Source organism: Lysinibacillus sp. JNUCC-52, assembly GCF_015999545.1.
Taxonomy (GTDB): Bacteria; Bacillota; Bacilli; order Bacillales_A; family Planococcaceae; genus Lysinibacillus.
Genome location: NZ_CP065546.1, coordinates 1,945,974 through 1,969,261, shown reverse-complemented (window position 1 = coordinate 1,969,261; position 23,288 = coordinate 1,945,974). Strand labels below are relative to the sequence as shown.

26 protein-coding genes are annotated in these 23,288 nt (G+C 39.1%); 18 read left to right on the top strand and 8 right to left on the bottom strand.

Features of this window, described 5'->3' with window-relative positions; translation table 11 throughout:
* Positions 1 to 78 precede the first annotated feature (78 nt).
* From JNUCC52_RS10015 to JNUCC52_RS09990, 6 genes are all read left to right on the top strand, one after another.
* On the top strand, positions 79 to 483 hold the full coding sequence (locus JNUCC52_RS10015) for a YhcN/YlaJ family sporulation lipoprotein (protein ID WP_228134375.1): 405 nt from the start codon (positions 79 to 81) through the stop codon (positions 481 to 483).
* A complete protein-coding gene (gene spoVAC, locus JNUCC52_RS10010; RefSeq protein ID WP_173478070.1) occupies positions 483 to 938 on the top strand; it encodes a stage V sporulation protein AC in 456 nt (151 codons plus the stop codon). The genes JNUCC52_RS10015 and spoVAC overlap by 1 nt, the downstream gene beginning before the upstream one ends.
* Positions 932 to 1,927, top strand: a complete 996-nt coding sequence (locus JNUCC52_RS10005; protein WP_173478069.1) for a stage V sporulation protein AD — start codon at positions 932 to 934, stop codon at positions 1,925 to 1,927. The genes spoVAC and JNUCC52_RS10005 overlap by 7 nt, the downstream gene beginning before the upstream one ends.
* Positions 1,928 to 1,936: 9 nt before the next feature.
* Positions 1,937 to 2,302 (top strand): stage V sporulation protein AE, encoded by a 366-nt coding sequence (gene spoVAE, locus JNUCC52_RS10000; protein WP_173478068.1) that lies wholly within the window; start codon positions 1,937 to 1,939, stop codon positions 2,300 to 2,302.
* A gap of 103 nt (positions 2,303 to 2,405) precedes the next feature.
* Positions 2,406 to 2,531 carry a YjcZ family sporulation protein gene (locus JNUCC52_RS23185; protein WP_173478133.1) on the top strand — a complete coding sequence of 42 codons (126 nt, stop codon included), beginning with the start codon at positions 2,406 to 2,408 and terminating at the stop codon, positions 2,529 to 2,531.
* A 193-nt stretch (positions 2,532 to 2,724) separates the two neighbouring features.
* Positions 2,725 to 2,973, top strand: a complete 249-nt coding sequence (locus JNUCC52_RS09990; protein WP_173478067.1) for a stage VI sporulation protein F — start codon at positions 2,725 to 2,727, stop codon at positions 2,971 to 2,973.
* A gap of 126 nt (positions 2,974 to 3,099) precedes the next feature.
* Here the strand turns inward: JNUCC52_RS09990 and JNUCC52_RS09985 are convergent, their stop codons facing one another.
* The 3 genes from JNUCC52_RS09985 to JNUCC52_RS09975 form a co-directional block, all read right to left on the bottom strand.
* Positions 3,100 to 3,528, bottom strand: coding sequence for a GNAT family N-acetyltransferase (locus JNUCC52_RS09985; protein WP_173478066.1), 429 nt, complete (start codon positions 3,526 to 3,528; stop codon positions 3,100 to 3,102).
* A 3-nt stretch (positions 3,529 to 3,531) separates the two neighbouring features.
* Positions 3,532 to 4,047, bottom strand: a complete 516-nt coding sequence (locus JNUCC52_RS09980) for a YjcG family protein (RefSeq protein WP_173478065.1) — start codon at positions 4,045 to 4,047, stop codon at positions 3,532 to 3,534.
* 83 nt (positions 4,048 to 4,130) lie between these two features.
* Positions 4,131 to 4,850 (bottom strand): alpha/beta hydrolase, encoded by a 720-nt coding sequence (locus tag JNUCC52_RS09975; protein ID WP_139860172.1) that lies wholly within the window; start codon positions 4,848 to 4,850, stop codon positions 4,131 to 4,133.
* Between the two features lie 112 nt (positions 4,851 to 4,962).
* On the opposite strand from JNUCC52_RS09975, the gene JNUCC52_RS09970 reads away from it, so the two are divergent.
* Together JNUCC52_RS09970 and JNUCC52_RS09965 are read left to right on the top strand one after the other, a co-directional pair.
* A complete protein-coding gene (locus JNUCC52_RS09970; protein WP_139860170.1) occupies positions 4,963 to 5,544 on the top strand; it encodes a phosphatidylglycerophosphatase A family protein in 582 nt (193 codons plus the stop codon).
* A 468-nt stretch (positions 5,545 to 6,012) separates the two neighbouring features.
* On the top strand, positions 6,013 to 6,831 hold the full coding sequence (locus tag JNUCC52_RS09965) for a thermonuclease family protein (RefSeq protein WP_337982006.1): 819 nt from the start codon (positions 6,013 to 6,015) through the stop codon (positions 6,829 to 6,831).
* A 274-nt stretch (positions 6,832 to 7,105) separates the two neighbouring features.
* Here JNUCC52_RS09965 and JNUCC52_RS09960 read toward each other — a convergent pair whose 3' ends face one another.
* A complete protein-coding gene (locus JNUCC52_RS09960; RefSeq protein ID WP_337982005.1) occupies positions 7,106 to 8,881 on the bottom strand; it encodes an LVIVD repeat-containing protein in 1,776 nt (591 codons plus the stop codon).
* 450 nt (positions 8,882 to 9,331) lie between these two features.
* On the bottom strand, positions 9,332 to 9,949 hold the full coding sequence (locus JNUCC52_RS09955) for a TetR/AcrR family transcriptional regulator (RefSeq protein WP_173478063.1): 618 nt from the start codon (positions 9,947 to 9,949) through the stop codon (positions 9,332 to 9,334).
* A 216-nt stretch (positions 9,950 to 10,165) separates the two neighbouring features.
* Here JNUCC52_RS09955 and kynU point away from each other — a divergent pair, with 216 nt between their 5' ends.
* From kynU to JNUCC52_RS09905, 10 genes are all read left to right on the top strand, one after another.
* Positions 10,166 to 11,446 (top strand): kynureninase, encoded by a 1,281-nt coding sequence (kynU, locus tag JNUCC52_RS09950; protein ID WP_337982212.1) that lies wholly within the window; start codon positions 10,166 to 10,168, stop codon positions 11,444 to 11,446.
* Positions 11,447 to 11,472: 26 nt separating this feature from the next.
* Positions 11,473 to 12,906 (top strand): amino acid permease, encoded by a 1,434-nt coding sequence (locus JNUCC52_RS09945; protein WP_139859709.1) that lies wholly within the window; start codon positions 11,473 to 11,475, stop codon positions 12,904 to 12,906.
* Positions 12,907 to 13,005: 99 nt separating this feature from the next.
* Entirely contained in the window at positions 13,006 to 13,539 is a 534-nt protein-coding gene (locus JNUCC52_RS09940) for a 3-hydroxyanthranilate 3,4-dioxygenase (RefSeq protein ID WP_139859707.1), read from the top strand.
* A complete protein-coding gene (locus JNUCC52_RS09935; RefSeq protein WP_337982004.1) occupies positions 13,524 to 14,540 on the top strand; it encodes an amidohydrolase family protein in 1,017 nt (338 codons plus the stop codon). Before JNUCC52_RS09940 ends, JNUCC52_RS09935 begins: the two co-directional genes overlap by 16 nt.
* Positions 14,537 to 14,983, top strand: coding sequence for a RidA family protein (locus JNUCC52_RS09930; RefSeq protein ID WP_139859705.1), 447 nt, complete (start codon positions 14,537 to 14,539; stop codon positions 14,981 to 14,983). The genes JNUCC52_RS09935 and JNUCC52_RS09930 overlap by 4 nt, the downstream gene beginning before the upstream one ends.
* An 11-nt stretch (positions 14,984 to 14,994) precedes the next feature.
* Entirely contained in the window at positions 14,995 to 16,464 is a 1,470-nt protein-coding gene (locus tag JNUCC52_RS09925) for an aldehyde dehydrogenase (protein WP_443136913.1), read from the top strand.
* Positions 16,465 to 16,588: 124 nt separating this feature from the next.
* Positions 16,589 to 17,314: a 2-keto-4-pentenoate hydratase gene (locus tag JNUCC52_RS09920; protein ID WP_337982210.1), complete on the top strand. Its 726-nt coding sequence runs from the start codon at positions 16,589 to 16,591 to the stop codon at positions 17,312 to 17,314.
* A 19-nt stretch (positions 17,315 to 17,333) separates the two neighbouring features.
* A complete protein-coding gene (locus JNUCC52_RS09915) occupies positions 17,334 to 18,224 on the top strand; it encodes an acetaldehyde dehydrogenase (acetylating) (protein WP_337982003.1) in 891 nt (296 codons plus the stop codon).
* Positions 18,225 to 18,241: 17 nt separating this feature from the next.
* Positions 18,242 to 19,270, top strand: a complete 1,029-nt coding sequence (dmpG, locus tag JNUCC52_RS09910) for a 4-hydroxy-2-oxovalerate aldolase (protein ID WP_139860645.1) — start codon at positions 18,242 to 18,244, stop codon at positions 19,268 to 19,270.
* 2 nt (positions 19,271 to 19,272) lie between these two features.
* Positions 19,273 to 20,061: a 2-keto-4-pentenoate hydratase gene (locus JNUCC52_RS09905; protein WP_337982002.1), complete on the top strand. Its 789-nt coding sequence runs from the start codon at positions 19,273 to 19,275 to the stop codon at positions 20,059 to 20,061.
* Between the two features lie 257 nt (positions 20,062 to 20,318).
* On the opposite strand, the gene JNUCC52_RS09900 is transcribed toward JNUCC52_RS09905, so the two are convergent.
* Genes JNUCC52_RS09900 through JNUCC52_RS09890 form a run of 3 tightly spaced genes read right to left on the bottom strand, consistent with a single transcriptional unit; the run spans position 20,319 to position 23,184 of the window.
* A complete protein-coding gene (locus tag JNUCC52_RS09900) occupies positions 20,319 to 21,113 on the bottom strand; it encodes an ABC transporter ATP-binding protein (RefSeq protein ID WP_173478061.1) in 795 nt (264 codons plus the stop codon).
* A 14-nt stretch (positions 21,114 to 21,127) separates the two neighbouring features.
* On the bottom strand, positions 21,128 to 22,183 hold the full coding sequence (locus JNUCC52_RS09895; RefSeq protein WP_173478060.1) for a FecCD family ABC transporter permease: 1,056 nt from the start codon (positions 22,181 to 22,183) through the stop codon (positions 21,128 to 21,130).
* Positions 22,183 to 23,184, bottom strand: coding sequence for a FecCD family ABC transporter permease (locus JNUCC52_RS09890; protein WP_173478059.1), 1,002 nt, complete (start codon positions 23,182 to 23,184; stop codon positions 22,183 to 22,185). The genes JNUCC52_RS09895 and JNUCC52_RS09890 overlap by 1 nt, the downstream gene beginning before the upstream one ends.
* Between the last annotated feature and the right edge of the window lie 104 nt (positions 23,185 to 23,288).

Sequence of the window (23,288 nt, the reverse complement as noted above, 5' to 3'; positions counted from 1 at the left end):
TCGGGCTTTCGTTTACTTATTCAAATGAATAGTTTTTTTCTGTGTGGAGAAACTGTGAAGAAAAGGAGGGTAAATAACTTGAGGTTATTAAGAATGATGTTGCCTCTATTAGTTTGTATGACATTGCTTATTGGATGCACGGAAAAAGAAAAATTTATTGTTTATGGTTCTCCTCAAAATGAGGAAGAGCTGGAATCGTTATTAAAAGAAGAAAAATTTGTTGAAAAATCAACGGTTATTCAATATGACGATAAAATGCTTGTTGCCGTGCAAATTAAACCAATAAAAAAATGGAATAAGACTAAATTAGAGAAAAAACTACAAAAGAAGTTTGATGAAAAATACCCTAACAAAGAAATTTTCGTTTCAGCTGATTATAAAATATTTTATGAAGCAAATAAAATAAAAAAGGATCAACTTGAAGATAATAAACTAAGCAAAAAAATAACGGAGCTAACAAAGCTTGCAAAGGAGGAAACATAATGGAAAAAGAGCAATATCAACAACTTGAGCAAAATATAACACCGACTCCACCTTACTTAAAAAATGCTGTAAAAGCATTTTTAGTAGGAGGCCTTATTTGTACAATCGGACAGGCAGTTTCTCTTTTTTATATCGTTTTCTTTAATTTCACAGAAGCAACAGCAGGGAATCCTACCGTTGCCACAATGGTATTTTTTGCAATGATTTTAACTGGCTTAGGTTTATACAAAAAAATTGGTCAATTCGCTGGAGCGGGTTCAGCAGTGCCAGTTACAGGTTTTGGTAACGCTGTTATATCGGCTGCAATTGAACATAAATCAGAAGGTCTAGTACTTGGTGTTGGCGGTAACTTATTCAAATTAGCTGGATCGGTTGTTTTATTTGGAGTAGTATCTGCATTTTTTGTAGCACTTATTAAATATATCCTTGTAACGATAGGGGTGGTCTCATGGTAATCATTTTTCCATCCAAACCATCACTGTTAGCTGGTGGTGTGGTGGCAGGGCCGTTAGAGGACCGTAGTACGTTTAAACAATATTTCGATACGATTTACGACGATGAGCGCTGGCAAATGGAAACAAATGAACAAGGCCATCGAAAAATGATTGAAGAAGCCAGTGAAATTGTAATGAAAAAAGGTGGCATTTCAACTGGGGAAGTCGATTTTTTGTTAGGTGGCGATTTAGTTAATCAAATGACACCTACAAATTTTGCTGCAAGGGAATTAGCCATTCCATTTATCGGACTATTTTCAGCTTGTGCTACCTCGGTCTCTTCTGTTATTGTAGCTAGCCTTTTAACAGAGATTGGAGCCGCAAATTTTTCAATTGCTGGTGCATCAAGTCAGCACAATGCGGTAGAACGCCAATTTCGTTATCCTATCAATTACGGGGCACAAAAACCTCAAACGGCGCAGTGGACAGTAACCGCTGCTGGGTATGCACTTATTGGCAAACATCAAGAGGACGCTCCATGTATTGAAGCGGCGACAGTTGGAAAGGTAATTGATTATGGAATGGATGATCCTTTCCATATGGGCGCTGCAATGGCACCTGCTGCCTTTCAAACAATCAAGGCACATCTTGAGGACCGAAAGCAAGAAATTTATCATTATGATTTAATTTTAACGGGTGATTTAGGACAGCTTGGCTTAAAACTTCTTAAAGGGATGCTTGTTGAGAGTGGCATAAAAAATGAAGAGCTAACACTTTTACGCGATGCTGGAGCGGAATTTTACGGTCAAGATGAAGCATTTCAATCTGGTGCAAGTGGAGCAGGCTGTTCAGCGGCTGTTTTTTTTAGTTATGTTATTCAAGAACTCCGAGCAGGCACATATAAACGTGTGCTTCTTGTAGCGACAGGTGCGCTACTATCTCCACTTTCATTCCAACAAAAAGAAACAATTCCATGTACGGCACATGCGATAGAAATTACAATGAAATGAGGCAATAGCATGGTTACGACATTTATTTTTGCATTTATAGTAGGAGGCATTATCTGTGTGATTGGTCAATTATTAATGGATGTTGGTAAATTGACACCAGCACATACATTAAGTACGTTAGTTGTCGTTGGTGCCATTTTAGATGGAATGGGGTTATACGAGCCGCTAATTCATTTAGCGGGTGCTGGTGCTACAGTACCAATTACGTCATTTGGGAACTCCTTAACACATGGAGCAATGGCTGAAGCAGAAAAACATGGATTAGTAGGCGTATTAACGGGAATGTTTGAAGTAACAAGCTCAGGAATCAGCGCTGCTATTGTTTTTGGATTTATTGGAGCATTAATTTTTAAACCAAAAGGGAATATTGACTAGACGAATACCCCTCTCTTATCTGCAACTTTACATATTATAGGTTGTAGAAGGGAGGGGTGCTTTTATGGGATATCAGGGCTGGTGTGCACAACCTTATGCAGGGATGAATAGCTGGAACAATAATTATTGTGGAGGTAATAACAACAATAGTGGCTATGGCTCAACATTTGTTCTAATAGTTGTCCTATTCATTCTTCTTATTATTGTTGGTGCAACTTTTGTAAACTAATTTACTAGCTACTAGTGTTTTCTAAAAAGGTTTTGAGTATTAGGCTTTAACTTTATTTCTGTGAGTATATAAATAGCTTACTAAATTAGGTTAAAGCCTCCAACAGTTGTCATAGATTTTGGGCAAGTGCTATGCGTTTGCTTCCAAACATTAACGACAATGATGTTGAGGTGGAATTGATAGGAGGGGGAACATGCATCGCTCGTTTTTTAATTCGATTGAACAAAAGACAGGCGTTTCAATGGATGAAATCTTTGCATTAGCAAATGCAATTCAACATGCGGATTTTACCAATGAAAAACAAGTAAGAAAAATTGTACGTCGTGTGGGCAAAGTGTCTAATAGACAAATCACACAAGAGTTGGAAGATAAAATCGTAAACTCCATTATTCAAGATGGTGCTTCACTAGATTTCGAAAAGCTTGCTAAAATGATGAAGTAATACTTCAAAGCTAGCACCATTTGAATATGAAAGAGCTTAAATAGCTACTTAATTAGTAGAAAGCGATTTTCTAAGAAATAAAAAAAGGTGTTACGACTATGCTTTGCATATCGTAACACCTATTAATTAAATCTTTTTTTCCATTGCACGATGTGGTATACCTGCATCCATAAATTCAGGAGATGTTACCGTATAGCCAAGCTTTTCATAAAAGGGAACAGCGTAGCTCTGTGCATGGAGTTTTAATTTCTTTTGGTCAATGGAAATCGCATATTTTTCCATTTCCTTCATTATTAAAGCCCCAAGTTTTTTGCCACGTTGACTTTGTAAAATACATACGCGTTCAATTTTTGCAGTTTGGTCTTCAATGCTACGGAGACGAGCAGCACCAACTGGTTCATCGCCCTCATACATAATGAAATGTGTTGCAGTTTTATCTTGCGCATCACATTCTAAATGAAGTGGAACACCTTGTTCCTCTACAAAAACCTTTTTTCGAACCGCAAATGCATCATCATGCTCTTTCTCTGTTTCAACAATCTTAACGTTATACAAAAATTATTCAGCTCCAGTCAATCGGAATGTTTCATATGTTGTCCATGACCCATCTTCCAATTGATATAAAAGATGAATACGATCAATACTATCTTTTTCATCAACCCCTGTCATACGGAGTTGGCCAAAAATGTCATCATGCTCTGAATCAGTCATTTTCTGTGCAATTGTAATGTGTGGAACAAATACATGTTTAGAATCCCCAAATGGAATTTTTTCTTCAATTACACGATGGAATGCTTGTAATTGTTCAGTTGGTTCGATGCGGAAATAAATCGCATTTGTTGTTGGGAAAAACGAACTAATGCGTGATGCATGAATGCTTAAAGGTGCTTGATTGGCAGCAATGTCATCTAATTGCTTCACGATAGATTGAATATCTTCTTCCGTTGCATCAAAGCTGTCCTTTAACGTCATATGCGGTGTAATCTTTGCATAATGCGGATCGTAACGCTTGCGATACGTGTTCGCTAAATCTTGCAATTTTTTTGATGGAAATGCCACAATTCCGTACTTCATAGTCCATTACCTCCCGTAAATAAACAATTTTTCTATCTAAGTATAACAGAAAATTCAAAATACGTAATTTGAATCGCCCAACATTAATTGAAATTTTCGATTAATGCACGTCTTAAATCAGGTTTCCAATATTTCCATGTATGATTACCATCGAACTCTTCATAAAATGTAGAAAAGCCTTTGCTTAACATAAGATTATGCAACCGACGATTTGGAGTTAAGAAATCTTTAACAGTTTTATCCATTGTTACAACTTTATCTTCGTTTTTGCCTACGATATGATAAATAGAAATAGCCCCTGGATCTTTGAATTGTTCAACAGCTTTCAGTACATCTTCATCAACATAAGGTGATTGTAAAATAACTTTACCAAAGATGCTTGGATACTTTAAAGCAGCCATTAAGGAAGCGGTTGCAGCCATAGAATCACCAATAACCGCGCGACTCATACCCATTTGGTATGTTGCATATTCAGCATCCAAATAAGGAACAAGTTCATGTGCTAAAAATCGCAAATAGGCTTCATGTTGTTCGCCACTTGGAATATATTTATGTCGGCGATCTTTAATATCTTTATATGGAACGAATGCAATGATTAAATTCTCGATTTCATAGTCATCGATAAGTTCATCGGCTAGTTTTGTAATACCTCCTAGTTGGAAATAGTCTTTACCGTCTGATGCGATTAAAATATTATATTTGTATAGTGGAGAATAATTAGCAGGGACATAAATATATAGCTCTAATTCCTCCTGTAATGCTTCACTATAGAATTTTAAATCTTGTACAGTTCCCTTATCCAATGATGACACTCCTTCATGTGTTTGTGACAAAATTGTACCATATTACGAAAGTAAAGGTATAATAGGTTGGGCTAGCGTAATACTAGCAAAAAAACTGAAATGAGGGTTAGTTATGCACGATAAAAGTATTCGCGTACATTCAGAAGAAGTGGCGAAAGCGGCTCAAGCTGCACTAATTCGTCGTGGTGTAAAATTAGAGGACATTGCTGAAATTGTTTATGAGATGCAAAAATCCTACAATGTAGGTTTAACATTAGAGCATTGTATTCATTCGGTTGAACGTGTATTGCGTAAACGTGAAGTCCAGCATGCACTATTAGTTGGAATAGAGCTAGATGAGCTAGCTGAAAAAGGGCTATTATCATCACCTCTTCAACAAATTATCGAATCTGATGAAGGATTATTCGGAGTAGATGAAACAATTGCGCTGGGGTCTGTGTTTACATATGGAAGTATTGCTGTAACAACATTTGGACATTTAGATAAACAAAAAATCGGTATCATAAAAAAACTCGACACAGAGCCAGGACAGCATGTTAATACATTTTTAGATGATTTAGTTGGCAGTATTGCAGCTTCGGCAGCCTCACGTATTGCGCACCGTATGCGTGACTTAGAAGAGGAAGGCGAAACATTTGCAGATATTGAGCCAGAAGAACTTGGCCCAAAACCAAAACCACATAATGAAATTTAATATTTAATGGCACATCAATGCAATTGATTTCTCCATTAATATAAGCAGGCTTAGACTGTAAATAAACTCGAACATGACCGAGTTTATCTACAGTCTTTTTTGCATAGCAAGTTGATTTTTGCTAAGGCATAGCTTACGATTGTCTAGCATAAAGCCGCGGGTAGATTGGTCGACTAAAGTCGAACAATGGAGTATTACTGTAAGTTTTCTTAACAAATTTAGCAGAAGAAAACAAATCAAAATCATTGTGCTATTCGCCGACTTTATTGATAATAGTATTAAATATAATGAAGGTAAGAAGAGAGGTACTAAAAATGAGTGACAAAGATATTAAGACGTTAATTACTAGCGGAACGATTATATTTGCAGTTGTGTTGTATTTAATATTTAGATGAATTTTGACATCTTCAGTTTTGTATCGAACTGAGGATTTTTGTTATGGAAAATAGAAGGAAGTAGGATTTGAATTTGAAAAAGTTATTTTTTGCATTGTTCTTTTTAACATTGCTTATTAGTGGATGTACGGAAGAAGAATCTAGCACAGAAAGTATAAAAACTGAAGATATACAAGGAATTGTCACTGTCACAAAGGACACTGCTGAAAAGCATGATGTCAGTAAATTTGAAGAATTTGAGCTAGAAAGTGTCATTGACGGCGATACGATAAGAATTAAATATAATGGCAGCTCTGAAAAAGTTCGTTTTTTACTTGTGGATACGCCTGAAACGAATCATGAGACATTAGGCGTCCAACCGTACGGACCTGAGGCGAAAGAATTTACAAAGCAATTATTAGCTGGTCAAGATACGGTTTACTTAGAATTCGATGTGTCCTATCGAGATAAATATAAAAGATTACTAGCATATATTTATACTAAAGATGGTATTAGTGTTCAAGAACAGTTATTAAAAAATGGCTTAGCACGTGTAGCTTATATATATGCTCCAAATACGAAGCATGTCGATTGGTTTAAATCCATTCAAAAAACCGCCCAACAGTCAGCCCTTGGTATCTGGTCAGTGGAAGACTATGTAACAAATCGCGGTTATGATAAAGAAGCCTATTATGTTGCAACAAAAGATCAGAAAGATGATGCTGCAACAAATAATGGCGAATCTAAGAATACTAATAATAATAGTTGTGTAATTAAAGGAAATATTAATGCGAAAGGAAATAAAATATACCACATGCCTGGTCAACGTGATTATGACAATACTGTAGCGGAAGAAATGTTTTGTACTGAGGAAGAGGCAGTGGAAAATGGATTCGTTCCAGCAAAGCAATAAAATATTTGAAGTTTTATATTTTTAGATTTGAAGCCTCGACAAATAAAGTAATAAACGTGTATGTAATCTATGGATAAGCGCCTATTAGGTTTAGTATTACTTGTTGATGCGCTGACCAATTGCGTGTCTTACGTGTCCAACGCTCTGGCAGCCTTTGTTTTGCTAAATCTTTTCACTTGAAGGGATGTGGAACAATTCACTTCCGAGCATAAAAAAACCGAGCGACTTTTCAATAGTCGTTCGGTTTTTTAGTTTGCTTTTTACTTTTTAGCGTTTATTTTTTCTCCTCTACGGGCTTCGGTAAACCGATGATCGGGTCACCGAGTAAAGGTGTAGATAGGGCGTACATGCCATGGTTGGAAAATGCCCAAATTAAATTTCGGTCCCATTCGACGAAAATGCCGTGTACTGGATTAGAATGATCGCTTGTTGTAGTTGTGCCATCTTCATTTGGAATTTCTCCAGACATCTTCGGCACAAAGTATGCTTCGATTGTTGATTCTGTTGGGTTAGTTACGTCAAAAATTTGGACACCTGCATTGTAGAAGGCATAAGGGATATATTGTTCGCTCGGAACACCTGGATTAATAGTTGCATAGCCACTACGCTTCGGTCCAAAGCTGCCGCGACGTTGGCAAAAGTCTGTGAAAGGTGCTGATTCTGGTGGTGTCGGGCGTTTTAACGTACTAATGATTTTAGGCTTAAGCGGATCGTTGACATCGATTGCGTAAATATCCTTATAAGGCTCATGGCAATCTTCGCTAAGTGGATAGCCGCTATAGTAAACAATGCCTGTGCTTTCGACTTTGGAAACGTCAATATTATCCCCTTCAGTACCGCTAACACTCATAGGCATGTCAATATGTGAAACCGTTTTCATATTTGATGGATCGGATATGTCGACAATATAAAACCCAAAGCCACCCATTGCTGCATAGCCGTATTTGCCACCTTTTTCTACAGGTGTCGGAATGAATAGCGGCATGCGAGCGCCCATCCATGTTGTTTTGTTGCCAGCGCGGGGGTTTTTGTTATAGGCTTCTTCTTCACCTACACGTTGACCTGGCACCCACCAAGTTGAAAGACGTTTCGGATTAGATGGGTCTGAAATATCAAAAGCCATTTGTGCACCTGAGTATAAATAGCTTTTATACTCTGTATTGCTGAAGGAATCATCAGGTGCACCTGCAACAAATAAATAATCTCCACCATCATAGACAGGTACGTCTTGACAGCCAGAGCCTTCTTGTACAAGGTCACTTGCATTTGCTTTCGCATCTAAAGGTGTTTCAGATAGCAGCTCCCATTCTGAAAATAATGGGCTTGTCACTTCAAAAATACGGAATCCACGCAGCATTTCTTTTTCTTTAATAGCCTTTACTTGCTCAGGGTATTCATACTTATTCGATAGAACACCATAACGTGGTACTTCGTAACATTGAACGGCAATTGTTTTGTCCAACTTTTTATTGTATTTTACTGTCATTGGACCGAAGCGATTGTCTCCCTTATCTGTGTCAATTAATTTATTGGCAATACGCTTGGCGTTTTTAGGATCTGTAATATCGAATACATTGTACATATCTGTTTCAAGATCGTATAAATAGCGACGACCGTCTAGATCGAAAGTAGCTTGCCAGCTATGTCCCCAACCAATAACGTATGGATAGAATGCTTCTACATTCATATTTTTTGTATATTGATTTTGATCTAGATAAGGCAAACTCCCTTCAAATGGTTGTGGACCTTCATTATCTGGTGTTGCGGCTGGGTGAGTGAAAATGCCTGTCTTTGCATCATAGCCCCAACTGTCTTTCGCGGGCTCTTTTGGTTCACCTGGTAAAAGCTTTGTTGTGCCTTCCTTTTTCGTTGGCAGTGGTGCATCAGGTGCATTTTTGTTCAGACCTGTGCGCGGTGCTTCCTGCTTTTCTTCTTTTTTAGCTTCATCGTTCGCTGCGGCAGTACCTAAAGACACGAATAAAATAATGCCCAACATAAGAGAGGTAAAAGCTAAATGACTCAGAAAAGGATGTGACTTAAATTTTTTCATCAACGCAATCCCCCTAGAAATGTATGAATTTTTTAAAGCGTAAGAGCATTTTACTAAAGACATGTAGATTGGATAGGTGACAAATAATTTGAAGCTGAAAAATTGTACTTTAGTTGTTCCGGAACTAAATAAATACTACAATTATATATGACACGGTGTCAACTTTTATTTTCTGAATATTTAGACTTTGTTTTGTTTTAGTTTCCAATCCTTCTATACGCAATAATTAGAGCTCGGAAATTGGTGCCAGGCTAGTAGGTCACACAGAGGGAATTGTGGGGATAATGAAGTGACGAGATTACGTGTCGTGAAATATATGAGAGAATATAATGAGAAACGATTAGAAAAAAATTAGGCTACTTAACTCCCCTATAATTTGGGAAGCAAGCAGCCTAATGAGGTGTTTTATATGTGTCTCACATAACTAGGTCAGTTCTTGATCTAGTTTTTTTATTTGTATAACCCATCGATATACATCGTTGTAATCGTCCATGCGATATCCTCAATAGAGGCAGACGTATCATCACGCACGAGGTCCCATTGGTGGTTTTCATTGATTAAAAACCATGAGCGTGCGACGATATCGATTTTTAAATCTGATCGAACTAAGCCTTGACTTTGCGCATATGTAATATCGCGGATAATAAAATGAATGTTCGTTTTTCGGATGTCATCCCACTTTTCATTCACGGCAGGGGAAAGGCTAATCGCTTCTGCGAATACTTTCATAATATCTTTATTGGATTTTGCCATCGTTAAAAAAGCAGTGACTTGTTTTAAGACAAGCTCTTTTGCTTCTTCTTTGCTAGTAGGGAGGAAAGGTGTGTGTGCCATATCAAGAAATTCCTGCATGACCGTTTCCATGAGTGCGATTAAAATCTCATCTTTTCCTTTGAAGTGTACATAAGCTGTTCCATAACCAGTTTCTGCTCTCTTAATAATTTGAGAGATAGTAGTTTTTTTAAAGCCACATTCATAGAAAACGTCACGCGCGGCATCCAATAATTTTTGTTTCGTTGCGATAGAGCGCATATTTCTTCCGTCGATTTGCTTCGTTTCTCCACTCATAAAATGACCTCCAAGATATGACTTGTTTTATTTATAATAAGCGTGCGATTACTTGATAATCCAATGATTTATTTCATTTAATCATAGACCATTTGAAATATTTTTACAAATGACGTTGAAAAATTTGGTAGAAATAATATTGACACCATGTCAACTTTATTTTAGACTATGAACATATTCAGAAAATTTAAAAAACGGGGGGAGAGAATTTTGGGGATTAGAGAAAGCGTTTACAAAAATGAGCAAGCAAAACAATATGATGCGAATGATTCATTTCGATCATACCGCGATGAATTTTATTTACAATCAGGTGTTATTTACATGGATGGCAATTCCTTAGGCTTAATGTCCAAAAGAGCAGAGAGAAATGTCAGTGAATTAATGGAATCGTGGAAAGCATATGGGATTAAAGGGTGGACAACTGGTAAGTATCCATGGTTTTTCATTTCAGAGAAGCTCGGAGAAATGTGTGCACCGCTAATCGGAGCTGAGAAAAACGAAGTCATTATTGCTGGTTCTACGACTTCCAATATTCATCAAGCTGTCGCAACATTTTATAAACCAGAAGGGCGACGAACAAAAATTTTAGCGGATGAATTAACATTTCCATCAGATATTTATGCGCTACAAAGTCAAATAAAGTTAAAAGGCTATGATCCAGATGAGCATTTAGTACGTGTGAAAAGTCGTGATGGCAAGCTAATTTTAGAAGAGGATATTATCGCGGCGATGACAGATGAGATAGCGCTCATATTGCTGCCAACTGTCCTTTACAGAAGTGGTCAGCTACTAGATATAAAACGCTTAACTGCCGAAGCACATGCAAGAGGCATTTGCATTGGCTTTGATGCTTGTCATTCCATTGGGGCAATTCCGCATTACTTCAGTGAGTGGAATGTTGATTTTGCTATATGGTGTAACTATAAGTATCTCAACGGTGGTCCTGGTTCAGTCGCTGGCTTGTATGTGAATAAAAAGCATTTCGGCATTCATCCTGGCTTAGCTGGCTGGTACAGCTCCAAAAAAGATAAACAGTTTGATATGGCACATACATTAGATGTGGAAGAATCTGTAGGGGCATTTCAAATGGGTACACCGCACGTGCTGAGCTTAGCCCCTATAATCGGCTCATTAGAAATGTTTGCGGAGGCTGGTATCAAAAATATTCGTCAAAAATCATTAAAGCTTACACGATATATGATGGACTTAATCGAGCAAGAGCTAACTGAGCTTGGCTTTTCAATTGGCAATCCAGATGAAGATGATAGACGAGGGGGGCATGTTTGCTTAGAGCATGATGAGGCGGTTCGAATTTGCAAAGCTTTAATTGATAAGGGTGTCATTCCAGACTTTAGACCGCCTAATATTATTCGTCTCGCACCAATCGCCTTTTATACATCATTCGAGGAGGTGTGGGAAACCGTCGAAATATTAAAGGCAATCGTGACAGAAAAGCAATATGAAAAGTACGGGAAGGAAAGAAATGTAGTATCTTAAACGACAATATCAAAGGGGGGAAATGTATGTCACAAGACAATCGTTTGCAAGATATCGTTGAAAGAGAAAAGGGATTAAGTCAGAGCTTAACGACACGTCAGTTGACGATGATTGCCATTGGTGGAGCAATCGGGACCGGGTTATTTTTAGGAAGTGGCTTGGCAATTGGCTTGGCAGGGCCAAGTGTCATTATTAGCTATACAATCGGTGCATTAATTGCATTATTACTTATGGGCTGCTTAGCAGAAATGACTGTAGCTCATCCAGTGACAGGGTCGTTTGGTGCCTATGCTGAGAAGTATATTAATCCGTGGGCTGGCTTTACGGTACGCTATTCGTATTGGTTTAGTTTAGTATGTGCAATCGGGACGGAGGTTACAGCTGTAGCCGTTTATATGAAGTATTGGTTTCCGACCGTGCCTGCCATCGTTTGGATAGTCTTGTTTGCAGCAGTGCTTATGTATGTCAACGCAACAACGGTCAAATTATTTGGTGCTGTTGAATATTGGTTTTCAATCATTAAAGTGGCTGCGATTGTTGGATTTATTATTCTAGCGGTATATGTCATTGTTGGCGCGGATAGTAGCGCAGCTATTGGTACTCAAAATTATACAAATGACGGTGGATTCTTCCCTAATGGGGTATGGGGAATGTGGATTGCTATATTTGTATCGTTGTTCAGTTATTTAAGTATTGAAATGATTGCTGTTAGTGCTGGTGAAGCAAAGGATCCGGAAAAAGCAGTGCCGATCGCGCTTCGTTCAGCCGTTGTTCGACTTGTACTGTTTTACTTATTAACTCTTTCTTTAATGCTGATGATCGTGCCTTGGGGGATGGCAGGAATCGATAAGAGTCCATTCGTAAAAGTAATGGAAATTATGAATATCCCAGGAGCAGCAGCTATTATGAATTTCGTCGTACTTGTAGCAGCGCTTTCTGCGATGAATAGTCAATTATATATTTCTACACGTATGATGTTTTCTTTATCAAGAGGTGGCTATGCCCCGAAAGTATTAGGTAAATTAAATAGTAAAAACGTACCTTCAGTTGCATTATTTGCTTCTGTTATCGGTATCGCCATCGCGACAATTTTTACAGTTGTCAGACCAGATGCAGCTTTTGCAACGATGATTTCGCTTTCTAGCTTTGGTGCGATGTTTGCTTGGTTTATGATTTTTATTACACACCTGTTCTTCCGTAAAAAATGGAATGAAACGAACGGGCGCAAATTACCAGTAAGAATGATTGGTTATCCGTACTTAACAATTTTCGGAGCAGTCCTGTTAACGTCTGTTGTACTATCAACGTGGTTCTCACCAGACTTTAAAGCTACATTAACACTAGGGTTCCCTTGGTTAATCTTTATTACAGTTTGTTACTTCTTCTGGAAGAAGGCGAACACGAAATCTTCGGTTATTGTAGAAGATACTACAGAGAGCTCAGGAAGCGGGATTATTTAGCTGTAGGCAATCATGGTATGCAGTCGGTAAGCCATTTCAGCACGGTTTTAAAATCCATAAAAAAACATAAATATAAAATTTTAGAGGAGTGGTTTTCGTATGGCAACATTACAAGCATTTAATCTATTAAAATGGATCGAAGAAAATAAGCATTCTTTAAAGCCACCTGTTAACAATAAAGTGCTATGGGAGGATTCGGAGTTTATTTGTATGATTTTGGGCGGACCTAATCGCCGTCGTGATTTCCATGTCGATCCATCTGATGAGTTCTTTTATCAAATTAAAGGCGATTGCTTCGTTGAGGTAATTAATGAAGGAAAGCGTGAAGTGATTACAATTAAAGAAGGGGAAGTGTTCATGCTACCAGCCAATGTGCCGCACTCTCCTCATCGAATTGCTGACACATATGGACTTGTCGTAGAAAGGAAGCGAGCAGAGGGAGAGCTAGAGGACTTCGTATGGTTCTGTGAAAACTGTGATCAACAAATGCACAAAAAAACAGTGCAATTAACAGATATCGAAACACAAGTGAAAGGTGCAATTGAAGAATTCAATGGTAGTTTAGAGCTGCGCACATGTAAAAATTGCGGTCATGTAATGTCTGAAGAAGTGAGTTTATGGCAATGCGAGTAGATTTCCATACGCATATTATTCCAGAGGATATTCCTAACTTTGTGGAGAAGTTTGGCGGAGAGCGCTGGCCAACATTAGAAAAAACATGTACATGTGGTGCGAATATTATGGTGGCAGGAAAAGTGTTTAGAGAAGTGACAGACCAAGTATGGAGCCCAGAAAAACGCATACAGGATATGGATGCTGAAGGGGTGGATATACAAGTATTGTCCCCGATTCCTGTGACGTTTTCCTATTGGGCTGAGCCACATGCGGCAGAGGAAATGGCTCGTATTCAAAACGACTTTATTGCGAATACGGTGAAGCAATATCCGAAGCGATTTATCGGTCTTGGCACAGTGCCACTCCAAGATGTAGAGGTAGCTATTCGTGAAATGGATCGTTGCATACATGAGCTAGGGCTTAAAGGCATCGAAATCGGGACGAATATAAACGGCAAAAATTTAGACGACCCAGCTTTTACAGCATTTTTCGAAATGGCGGAGAAATGGCAAGTTCCTTTATTTATTCACCCGTGGGAAACGCTTGGGAAGGACCGAATGCCACGTCATAATTTTATGTACACGGTAGGAATGCCAAGTGAAACTGCGCTTGCTGCTGCTAGTCTTATTAACGGTGGAGTTATCGAAAAATTCCCAAAACTTAAAGTGTGTTTTGCACACGGTGGCGGCTCTTTTCCTTATATTTTACCTCGCTTAGATCAAGGGTGGAAAGTATGGCCGCATCTACGCTTAACGAGTAAACCACCGAGCTATTATGCGAAAAATTTCTATTTTGATTCTTTAAATTATGATCCGCTAAATCTTCAATATTTAATCGATCGATTTGGAGCAGACAAAATTGTGATGGGCTCAGACTATCCCTTCTTATTAAGGGAAATCCCACCAGGGAAGATAGTGGATGAGACACTTCATCTTTCAGAAGAACAAAGAAGGGATATTTTAGGAAGAAATGCCCTAGCCTTTTTAAATATCGAGATAAAGGAAGAGATCGAATCATGACACCAGAGGAAAGACTTGCACAGTTAGGACTTGAATTACCACCTTTACGTCCTGCTTGGGGAGACTATGTAGGTTGTGTAAGGACAGGCAATCTTTTATTTACCGCAGGACAGGGTGTGGATCAGTACCACGGTAAGCTAGGGAGAGATTTGACGACAGAAGAAGGTTATTTAGCAGCACAGCAATCGATGCTTAACCTACTCAGTGTAGTGAAACATGAAATAGGCGAATTAAGTAAAGTGAAGCAATTTGTCAAAGTATTAGGGATGGTAAATTGCACGGAGGATTTCATTGAGCAGCCTAAAGTAATGAATGGAGCCTCAGATTTAATTGGGAAGGTTTTCGGAGAGAAGGGTAAGCACGGGCGCTCTGCTGTTGGTATGGCTCAATTACCTAATAATACAGCAATCGAAATAGAGATGATTATTGAAATCGAAGAATAGGAGGAGTGGCATTGATTAATGAAAAAGTAATCGAAGGAAAATATTTAAAAGATGCCAAACTATTCATTGGTGGCCATTATGTAGAAGCCTTATCAGGTGAAACTTTCGATACGATTAATCCCGCTACAAATGAAATATTAGCATCAGTAGCAAATGGCGGACAAGAAGATGCAAAGCGCGCAATAGAAGTTGCACATAAAACATTTGCTAGTGGTGTATGGAGCAAGATGCCTGTTGAGGAACGCTCCCGCATTTTATGCAAAATGGCTGATTTAATAATGAAGAATGTTGAAAAACTTGCCTATGTCGAAACGTTAGACGTAGGTAAGCCAATACGGGAGAGTCTAGAATTTGATATACCTCGAGCGGCTGCTAACTTCCGTTTCTTCGCGGAGATGGCGAAATATATGACGCACGAGCATTATGATCAAAGCAAGCATTACTCATATGTGCAGTATGCCCCAGTCGGTGTGACAAGCTTAATTATTCCGTGGAACTTGCCGTTTATGCAAATGACGTGGAAGGCATCTGCTGCTCTTGCTGTAGGTAATACCGTTGTCATCAAGCCTGCTTCTTATACACCGCTAAGTGCCATCATGCTTGGAGAAATAGCGAATGAGGCGGGATTACCTCCAGGGGTGCTAAATATTTTGACAGGTCCAGGCGGTATTGTTGGAACAGAAATGGCGACAAACCCTGCTGTGAAGAGAATCTCCTTCGTGGGTGAATCAAATACAGGAAAAACGGTTATGCGTAATGCTGCTCAAAATTTAATCCCAGTTTCGTTAGAGCTTGGTGGCAAATCAGCTAATATTGTGTTTGAAGATGCTGATTTAGAAGAAGCAGTATCAGGGTCAATCGAAGCCATTTATCGCAATCAAGGAGAAATTTGCTTAGCAGGCTCCCGAATTTTAGTGCAGGAAAGTATTTATGATCAATTTTTAGATAAATTCGTGGCAGCTGTGAAACAAATTAAAGTCGGAAACCCCCTCGATATGACAACAGATATGGGTGCTTTAGTTTCGAAGGGGCATTTAAAGCTTGTAGATGAGTATGTGAAAATTGGTCTAGCTGAAGGGGCGAAACTAGCTTACGGTGGTAAGGCTGTCGCTACATTACCTGAAGGGAACTTCTATGAGCCGACTGTTTTGTACGATGTCAATAATCATATGCGCGTTGCTCAAGAGGAAATATTTGGTCCTGTCCCTGTCATTATTCCATTTAAAACAGAAGAAGAAGCTATTCAGATAGCGAACGATTCTATTTATGGATTGGCAGGGGTAGTATGGACGAATGATTTACGGAGAGGACAGCGTGTGACAGCCCAAATTCATGCGGGCTTATTATGGGTGAATTGCTGGTATGTGCGGGATTTAAGAACTCCATTTGGTGGAGCGAAAGCTAGTGGTATTGGGCGCGAAGGCGGTCGTCATAGCTTTGAGTTCTATAGTGAAACAAAAACAATTACCGTGAAAAAATAAGGAATGAATAAACAAACAAAAGTTGGTATAGCAACCGCTTTTGTTTGTTTTACTAAGGAGAGTGAATGTGGTGTCAGAGAAAATTAAGCATTATGCCACACAATTACTAACAGCTGAAAAAACAATGCAAAGCATCGTTCCTTTAACAGAGTCGGATGCAAGTTTAAGCATAAAGGATGCTTATGAAATACAGCTTGAAACAGTAAAAATGAAGCTGGATGAAGGTCGACACGTCGTTGGTAAAAAGGTTGGTTTAACAAGTGTAGCTATGCAAAAAATGCTCCATGTGGACGAGCCAGATTATGGTCATATATTAGATGATATGGTGTTTGGAAATGAAGCTATTATAAAAGTGTCTAGCATGCTTTCCCCAAAAATTGAGGCGGAAATTGGTTTCGTACTTGGAGAGGATTTAGTAGGACCGAATGTAACCTTTCTCGATGTCATGATGGCTACTGACTATATCGTGCCGACAATTGAAGTAATTGATAGCAGAGTAGAGGAGTGGCGCATTAAATTAATTGATACAGTAGCTGATAATGGCTCGTCTGCAAAGGTCATCGTCGGACATGAAAAGGCGAAGGTAAATGAAGTTGATTTACGGACAGCAAGCATGGCACTTTACAAAAATGGAGAGCTACTCGCGACAGGGGCAGGGGCTGCTGCACTGGGACACCCTGCACACGCTATTGCTTGGTTGGCAAATAAATTACATGAGTTTGGCATTACACTTAAAAAAGGCGAGCTTATTTTACCTGGCGCTTTATCTGCGGCAGTTGTAGTAAATGTTGGGGATAGGATTGAAGCGAAATTTGGAGGCATCGGATCAGTAACAGTTCACTTTGAATAATGTGAAAGGAGAGAAGGATATGGGCAAAATCAAAGCAGCTATACTGGGCACAGGAAACATAGGCACTGATTTGCTTTATAAATTAGAGCGCAGTGAAGTGATTGAAGTGGTGGCGATGATTGGGATAGATTCACAATCAGAAGGTTTGAAGCGTGCCGCAGAGAAAGGGTATGCGACATATTCAAATGGCATCGAAGCTATCATTACCAATCCTAACCTGGCGGCTATCGTGTTTGACGCCACATCAGCGAAAGCTCACGTACGCCATGCGAAAGTATTGAAGGAGCTAGGGATTTTAGCGATTGATTTAACCCCAGCAGCAAGAGGACCGTTCTTTTGTCCAGCAGTGGGGACTACGGAAAACTTACTCGATTTACACAATGTCAATATGATTACGTGTGGTGGCCAGGCGACGATTCCGATCGTCTATGCGGTCAACCAAGTTGCAGATGTACTATATGGGGAAATTGTGGCGACTATTTCAAGCTTAAGTGCAGGACCAGGGACGAGGGAAAATATTGACGAGTTTACAATTACGACGCGCCGTGGAATCGAAGAAGTAGGTGGAGCAAATACTGGAAAAGCGCTCATTATTTTAAACCCTGCAGACCCACCTATCCTTATGCGAGACACGATTTATTGTGAAGTGAAAAATATGAAAGAAGAGGCAATTCGTGATTCTATTTATACAATGGTAGAGAAAGTGAAGGCATATGTGCCAGGCTATCGTCTCAGACAGGAGCCATTATTTGATGGCAACCGTGTAACAATCTTTATAGAAGTAGAAGGTGCTGGAGATTATTTCCCTCCGTATGCAGGGAATTTAGATATTATGACAGCTGCTGCAACACGTGTTGCGGAAGATTTTGCGCGGGCCATGTTAGAAAGAACGACATTAGAGACGCATTAAGAAAGGGGGCAGAATACATGAATTTGCAAGTTAATAAACCCATTCGATTAACAGAAGTGTGCCTCCGAGATGGCAGTCATGTCGTGGCACATCAATTTACAGAGCAGCAAGTACGAGATGTTGTAAGAGGATTAGATGATGCAGGCATGCATTATATAGAAGTAAGTCACGGAGATGGCCTTGGAGGCTCCACTTTTCAGTATGGCAAATCGCTCGTTAATGAGATGAAGCTCATTGAAGCAGCTGTTGCTGCATGTACCAAGTCAAAAGTTGCTGTGCTGTTAATACCAGGCATTGGTACTGTACACGAATTGAAGCAGGCAAATGATTTAGGTGCTCGCTTAGTGCGTGTGGCTACACATGTAACAGAAGCGGATGTGTCAGCACAACATATGAGCAAGGCACGCGAGCTAGGGATGGAGACAGTAGGCTTTTTAATGATGGCTCATTCTGCACCTGTGGAAAAGTTAGTGGAGCAAGCGAAGAAAATGGAAAGCTACGGTGCTGAAGCGGTTTATATAACAGATTCTGCTGGCGCATTGCTGCCGCATGAGGTGCGTGAGCGTGTGCGCGCTTTACGACAATCGTTGCAAATAGAAGTAGGATTCCACGCTCATAACAATTTATCTTTGGCAGTGGCGAACACGGTCGTTGCTATAGAGGAAGGAGCGACACGGATTGACGGGAGTGTGCGCTGTTTAGGAGCAGGTGCAGGAAATACGCAAACAGAAGTGCTATTAGCTGTGCTAGACCGCATGGGAATAGATGTAAGTATTGATTTATATAAAATGATGGATGTCGCAGAAAATATTGTAGGCCCTCTCTTGCCAGGCTCGCAGGAAATTCGAAAGGGGAGCTTAGCATTAGGGTATGCAGGGGTGTATTCAAGCTTCCTGCTTCATGCAGAGCGTGCGGGGAAGAAATTTGGTCTTGATCCACGCGATATACTGATTGAATTAGGTAAACAAAAAGTAGTAGGTGGCCAGGAGGATATGATTATCGATGTCGCTGCTGAGCTCGCTAAAAAAAGGGAAATTGAGGTGTGAAAATGACGGTACAAATAAATCAGCAAAAATTGGTTGATTATTTATATGATGCAGAGCGTGATGTAAAGGAAGTCATCAAGCTGACAGATGACTACCCACAGTTGACGATACAGGAGGCTTATCGGATACAGGATGCTTTACTAGTGCGCAAGCTAGAGGAGAATGGCACGAAGCAAGTAGGCGTAAAGCTAGGGTTAACGAGTAAAGCAAAGCAGCAGATGATGGGAGTCAACGAAGCGATTTATGGCTATTTACATAGTGATATGCTCGCGCTAGAATGGGAAACGATTGAATTTTCACAGCTCATTCATCCAAAAGTTGAACCTGAGATTGCCTTTTTTTTAGGTGAGGATTTGGCGGGGGAGGCAGTTACAGAGGCGGATGTTGTAAAGGCAACAAAATATGTCGCACCTGCCCTTGAAGTAATAGATAGCCGTTATAAAGATTTTCGCTTTACATTAGCAGATGTGATCGCAGATAATTGTTCCTCGGCGAAATTTATTGTTGGTAGTAAGTGGGTTTCTCCTCATATGCTTGATTTGGGACAAATCGGCATGGTACTAAGTAAAAACAGCACTGTGGAGCAAACAGGCTCAAGCGCGGCTGTATTAGGGCATCCTGCTACTGCCATTGTGTGGGCAGTGAAAGAATTAGCCAAGGTAGGAAAAGGCTTTAAAAAAGGCGATATTATTTTAAGTGGTGCGATGTCTGAGGCGATTTCTTTTCAGCCAGGGGATACAGTCGTAGCAGATTTCGATGTGCTCGGTAGTGTGACATTATCTTGTAATTAAAGGTCAGTGCTTTGCTCTTCTTAATTGTCAAAAGACGATTGCAACCTCAAATGATCCAAGTAGCAATAAGAGTTTTGTAACATTAAAGGGAATAAAATATACCACATGCCAGGGTAACGTGAAAGAAATCCAGCTGAAAATTATTTTGCTTATAATGTATTCTTCAAGTAAATAGCCCCGTAAAAGTTAGACATTAAATCTAACCTTTACGGGGCATTTTAATTAGAGTTTTTTAACAAAATAATTAGATATAAGCTTTAAGAAATAACTCTTCCTTTACCAAAAGGGATACATAAAGGCGTTCCATAAATAGGATCATTTGTCATCTGACATTCTAAATCGAAAACATGTTTGACTAAAGAGGTTGTCATAATTTCTTCAGGTTTTCCTTGTTGGTAAACGCCTCGGTCACGCACCGTAATAATGTGATCAGCATATCGACATGCTAAATTAATATCATGTAGAACCATAACGATTGTTCTATTTTGTTTATTTAACTCAAAGAGTAAGTCTAAAATTTCAATTTGATGTGTTAAATCTAAGTAAGTTGTAGGTTCATCTAATAAAATAATATCTGTATCTTGAGCTAGTGTCATAGCAATCCAAGCACGTTGACGTTGACCACCTGAAAGCTCGTCCACTGGTTTATCTTGCAACTGATCAACGCCTGTCGCTTTTAAGGCGTTTAACACGATTGCTTCATCTTCTTCAGTCCATTGCTTCCGCCAGCTTTGATGAGGATAACGGCCTTGTTTAACAAGTTGTAACACTGTTAACCCTTCTGGAGCAACTGGTGATTGGGGAAGAATGGAAAGCTTTTTAGCTACTTGTTTCGTCGATAACTTAAAAACATCTTGACCATCTAATAATACTGTACCTTGCTTCGGCTTTAATAATCGAGCAATTGAACGCAAAAGTGTCGATTTTCCACAACCGTTGGCCCCAATTAGCACAGTAATTTCATTCATAGGAATAGATAGATTAAGATCTTCAATAATATTGGAATCACCATAATTTAATGTAAGTGATTTAGTTTCTAACGTTTTAGTCATGAAGTTTGACTCCTTTATTTTCTAGGGTTTCGCAATAATAAGTAGATGAAATAAGGGGCACCAATAGCAGCTGTAAATACTCCTGCTGGCACTTCTAAAGGACTAAATGCAGTTCGTCCAATAATATCTGCAACCATTACTAATAAAGCACCAATAGCAGCGGATGTAGGAATTAATACACCGAATGCTGGACCTACAATGCGTCTTGCAATGTGTGGTGCCATTAAGCCGACAAAACCAATAGCGCCTGCAAATGAAATAGCACAAGCAACGAGACTTGAACTCAAAAGTAATAGGAAAAAACGAGTTTTTTGTACAGTTTGACCTAAACTAGCAGCTGTATCATCACCCAATTCTTGCACATTTAACTGTCGAGTAATAAAGACTGTTAGAAGCAGGAGGATGATAATAATCGGAACTATAATTTGAACTTGATTCCAATCAGCACTTTTGACGCTTCCTGTAATCCACTTATTGGCTTCACTAGCTTGATAAATTGGACCAATTACCATTAACATTGTCGTAATAGCCTGCATAAAAGCTGAAACCCCAATACCAATTAAAACAAGACGAGTTGCTGTCACACCATCTTTCCAAGCAAAGATATACACAATAAATGCAACGACAGTAGCTCCGATAAATCCAGCGAGAGGTAGCCATTCAATACTAACTGTTAATGAATGATTAGAGTCGCTAAAAATAGCTAAAAACCCAACTACCGCAGCTCCACCACCAGCAGAAATACCGATAATATCTGGTGAAGCGAGTGGGTTTTTAATAAGGCCTTGTAAAATAGCACCCGCAACGGCTAACGCCATACCTGCAAATGCCGCAATAAAAATTCTTGGCAGTCGGAAGTCAATAATAATTAATTGATCGAAATCCGAACCTTGTCCGAGTATCGTTTGCAATACTTTTATCGGATTTATAAATGAATCTCCAAATGATGCACTAAAGAAAAAAACCAATAATGCAATGAGGCTAATAAACGTTAGTTTTTTAGAAGCTTTTATATCTAATAAAAAGGATATTTTATTTTGTAGTAAACGAACTGTTTTTAATTGTTTCATTATTTTTTTCCACCTTTTCGCGCAAGGTAAATAAAGAATGGCGTACCAATCATGGCTGTCATTACGCCTACAGGCACTTCTTGCGGCATAATGATGTAGCGTGCTGCAACATCAGCAACCAATAATAATATGCCACCTAATAGTGCAGCCATTGGAATAAGCCAGCGATGATCTGTGCCAACAAACTTTCGCGCAAAATGGGGTACTACAATTCCTACAAACCCAATTGGGCCAGCTATAGCAACTGAACCACCAGCTAAAAAGATGACAATAATGCCAACTGCTAATTTCATCATTCCTAGTGGTAAACCTAGGCCTCTTGCTATATCATCCCCAAGTGCAAGAATATTCATTTTAGAAGAGATTAGGAGAGCAGCAATCCATCCAATAACTAAATATGGTAACACAGATATTAGAATCTCTAGCTTTCTCCCTTGTACAGATCCAGCTAACCAAAACAGTACTTGCTCAAGTTCAGCTTCGTTTGTTGCCAGTAAACCTTGTGTAAAAGAAGCGAAGAGGGCACTGATGGCGGCCCCAGCTAACGTTATTTTGACTGGTGTTACGGCGTCACGTCCAGATGAACTAATGCCATAAACTGCTAAAGCAGCAATTGTAGCACCTAAAAATGCAACCCATGCTAGAGATTGTAAACTCGAAATATGGAAGAAAATCATGGCAAATACGACGGCAAAACCTGCTCCAGTATTAATCCCTAAAATCCCTGGTGATGCGAGTGGATTTTTCGTTAATGTTTGCATAAGTACCCCTGTAATAGCTAAAGAAGCCCCTACACATGTAGCTATTAAAGCTCTAGGAATACGAACATTTTGGATAATAATATGCTCGTTAGAATTATTAAACTGGGTAAAAGATTCAATCGTCGTTTGTATGGAGGTATTTGCATAGCCATATACAATACTTATTCCCATGCAAATAAGTAAAAGAAGCAATCCTACTATTAACGCTATAGACTTTGAAGCATTATTTTTTAATATCATAAATTCGTACTCTTTCTTTATATAGAATGCACTAACGTTTGATTAAAAATATATTGACAGTAATAAATTCTTACAATATTATTGATTCGTTCTTACTAAAAATG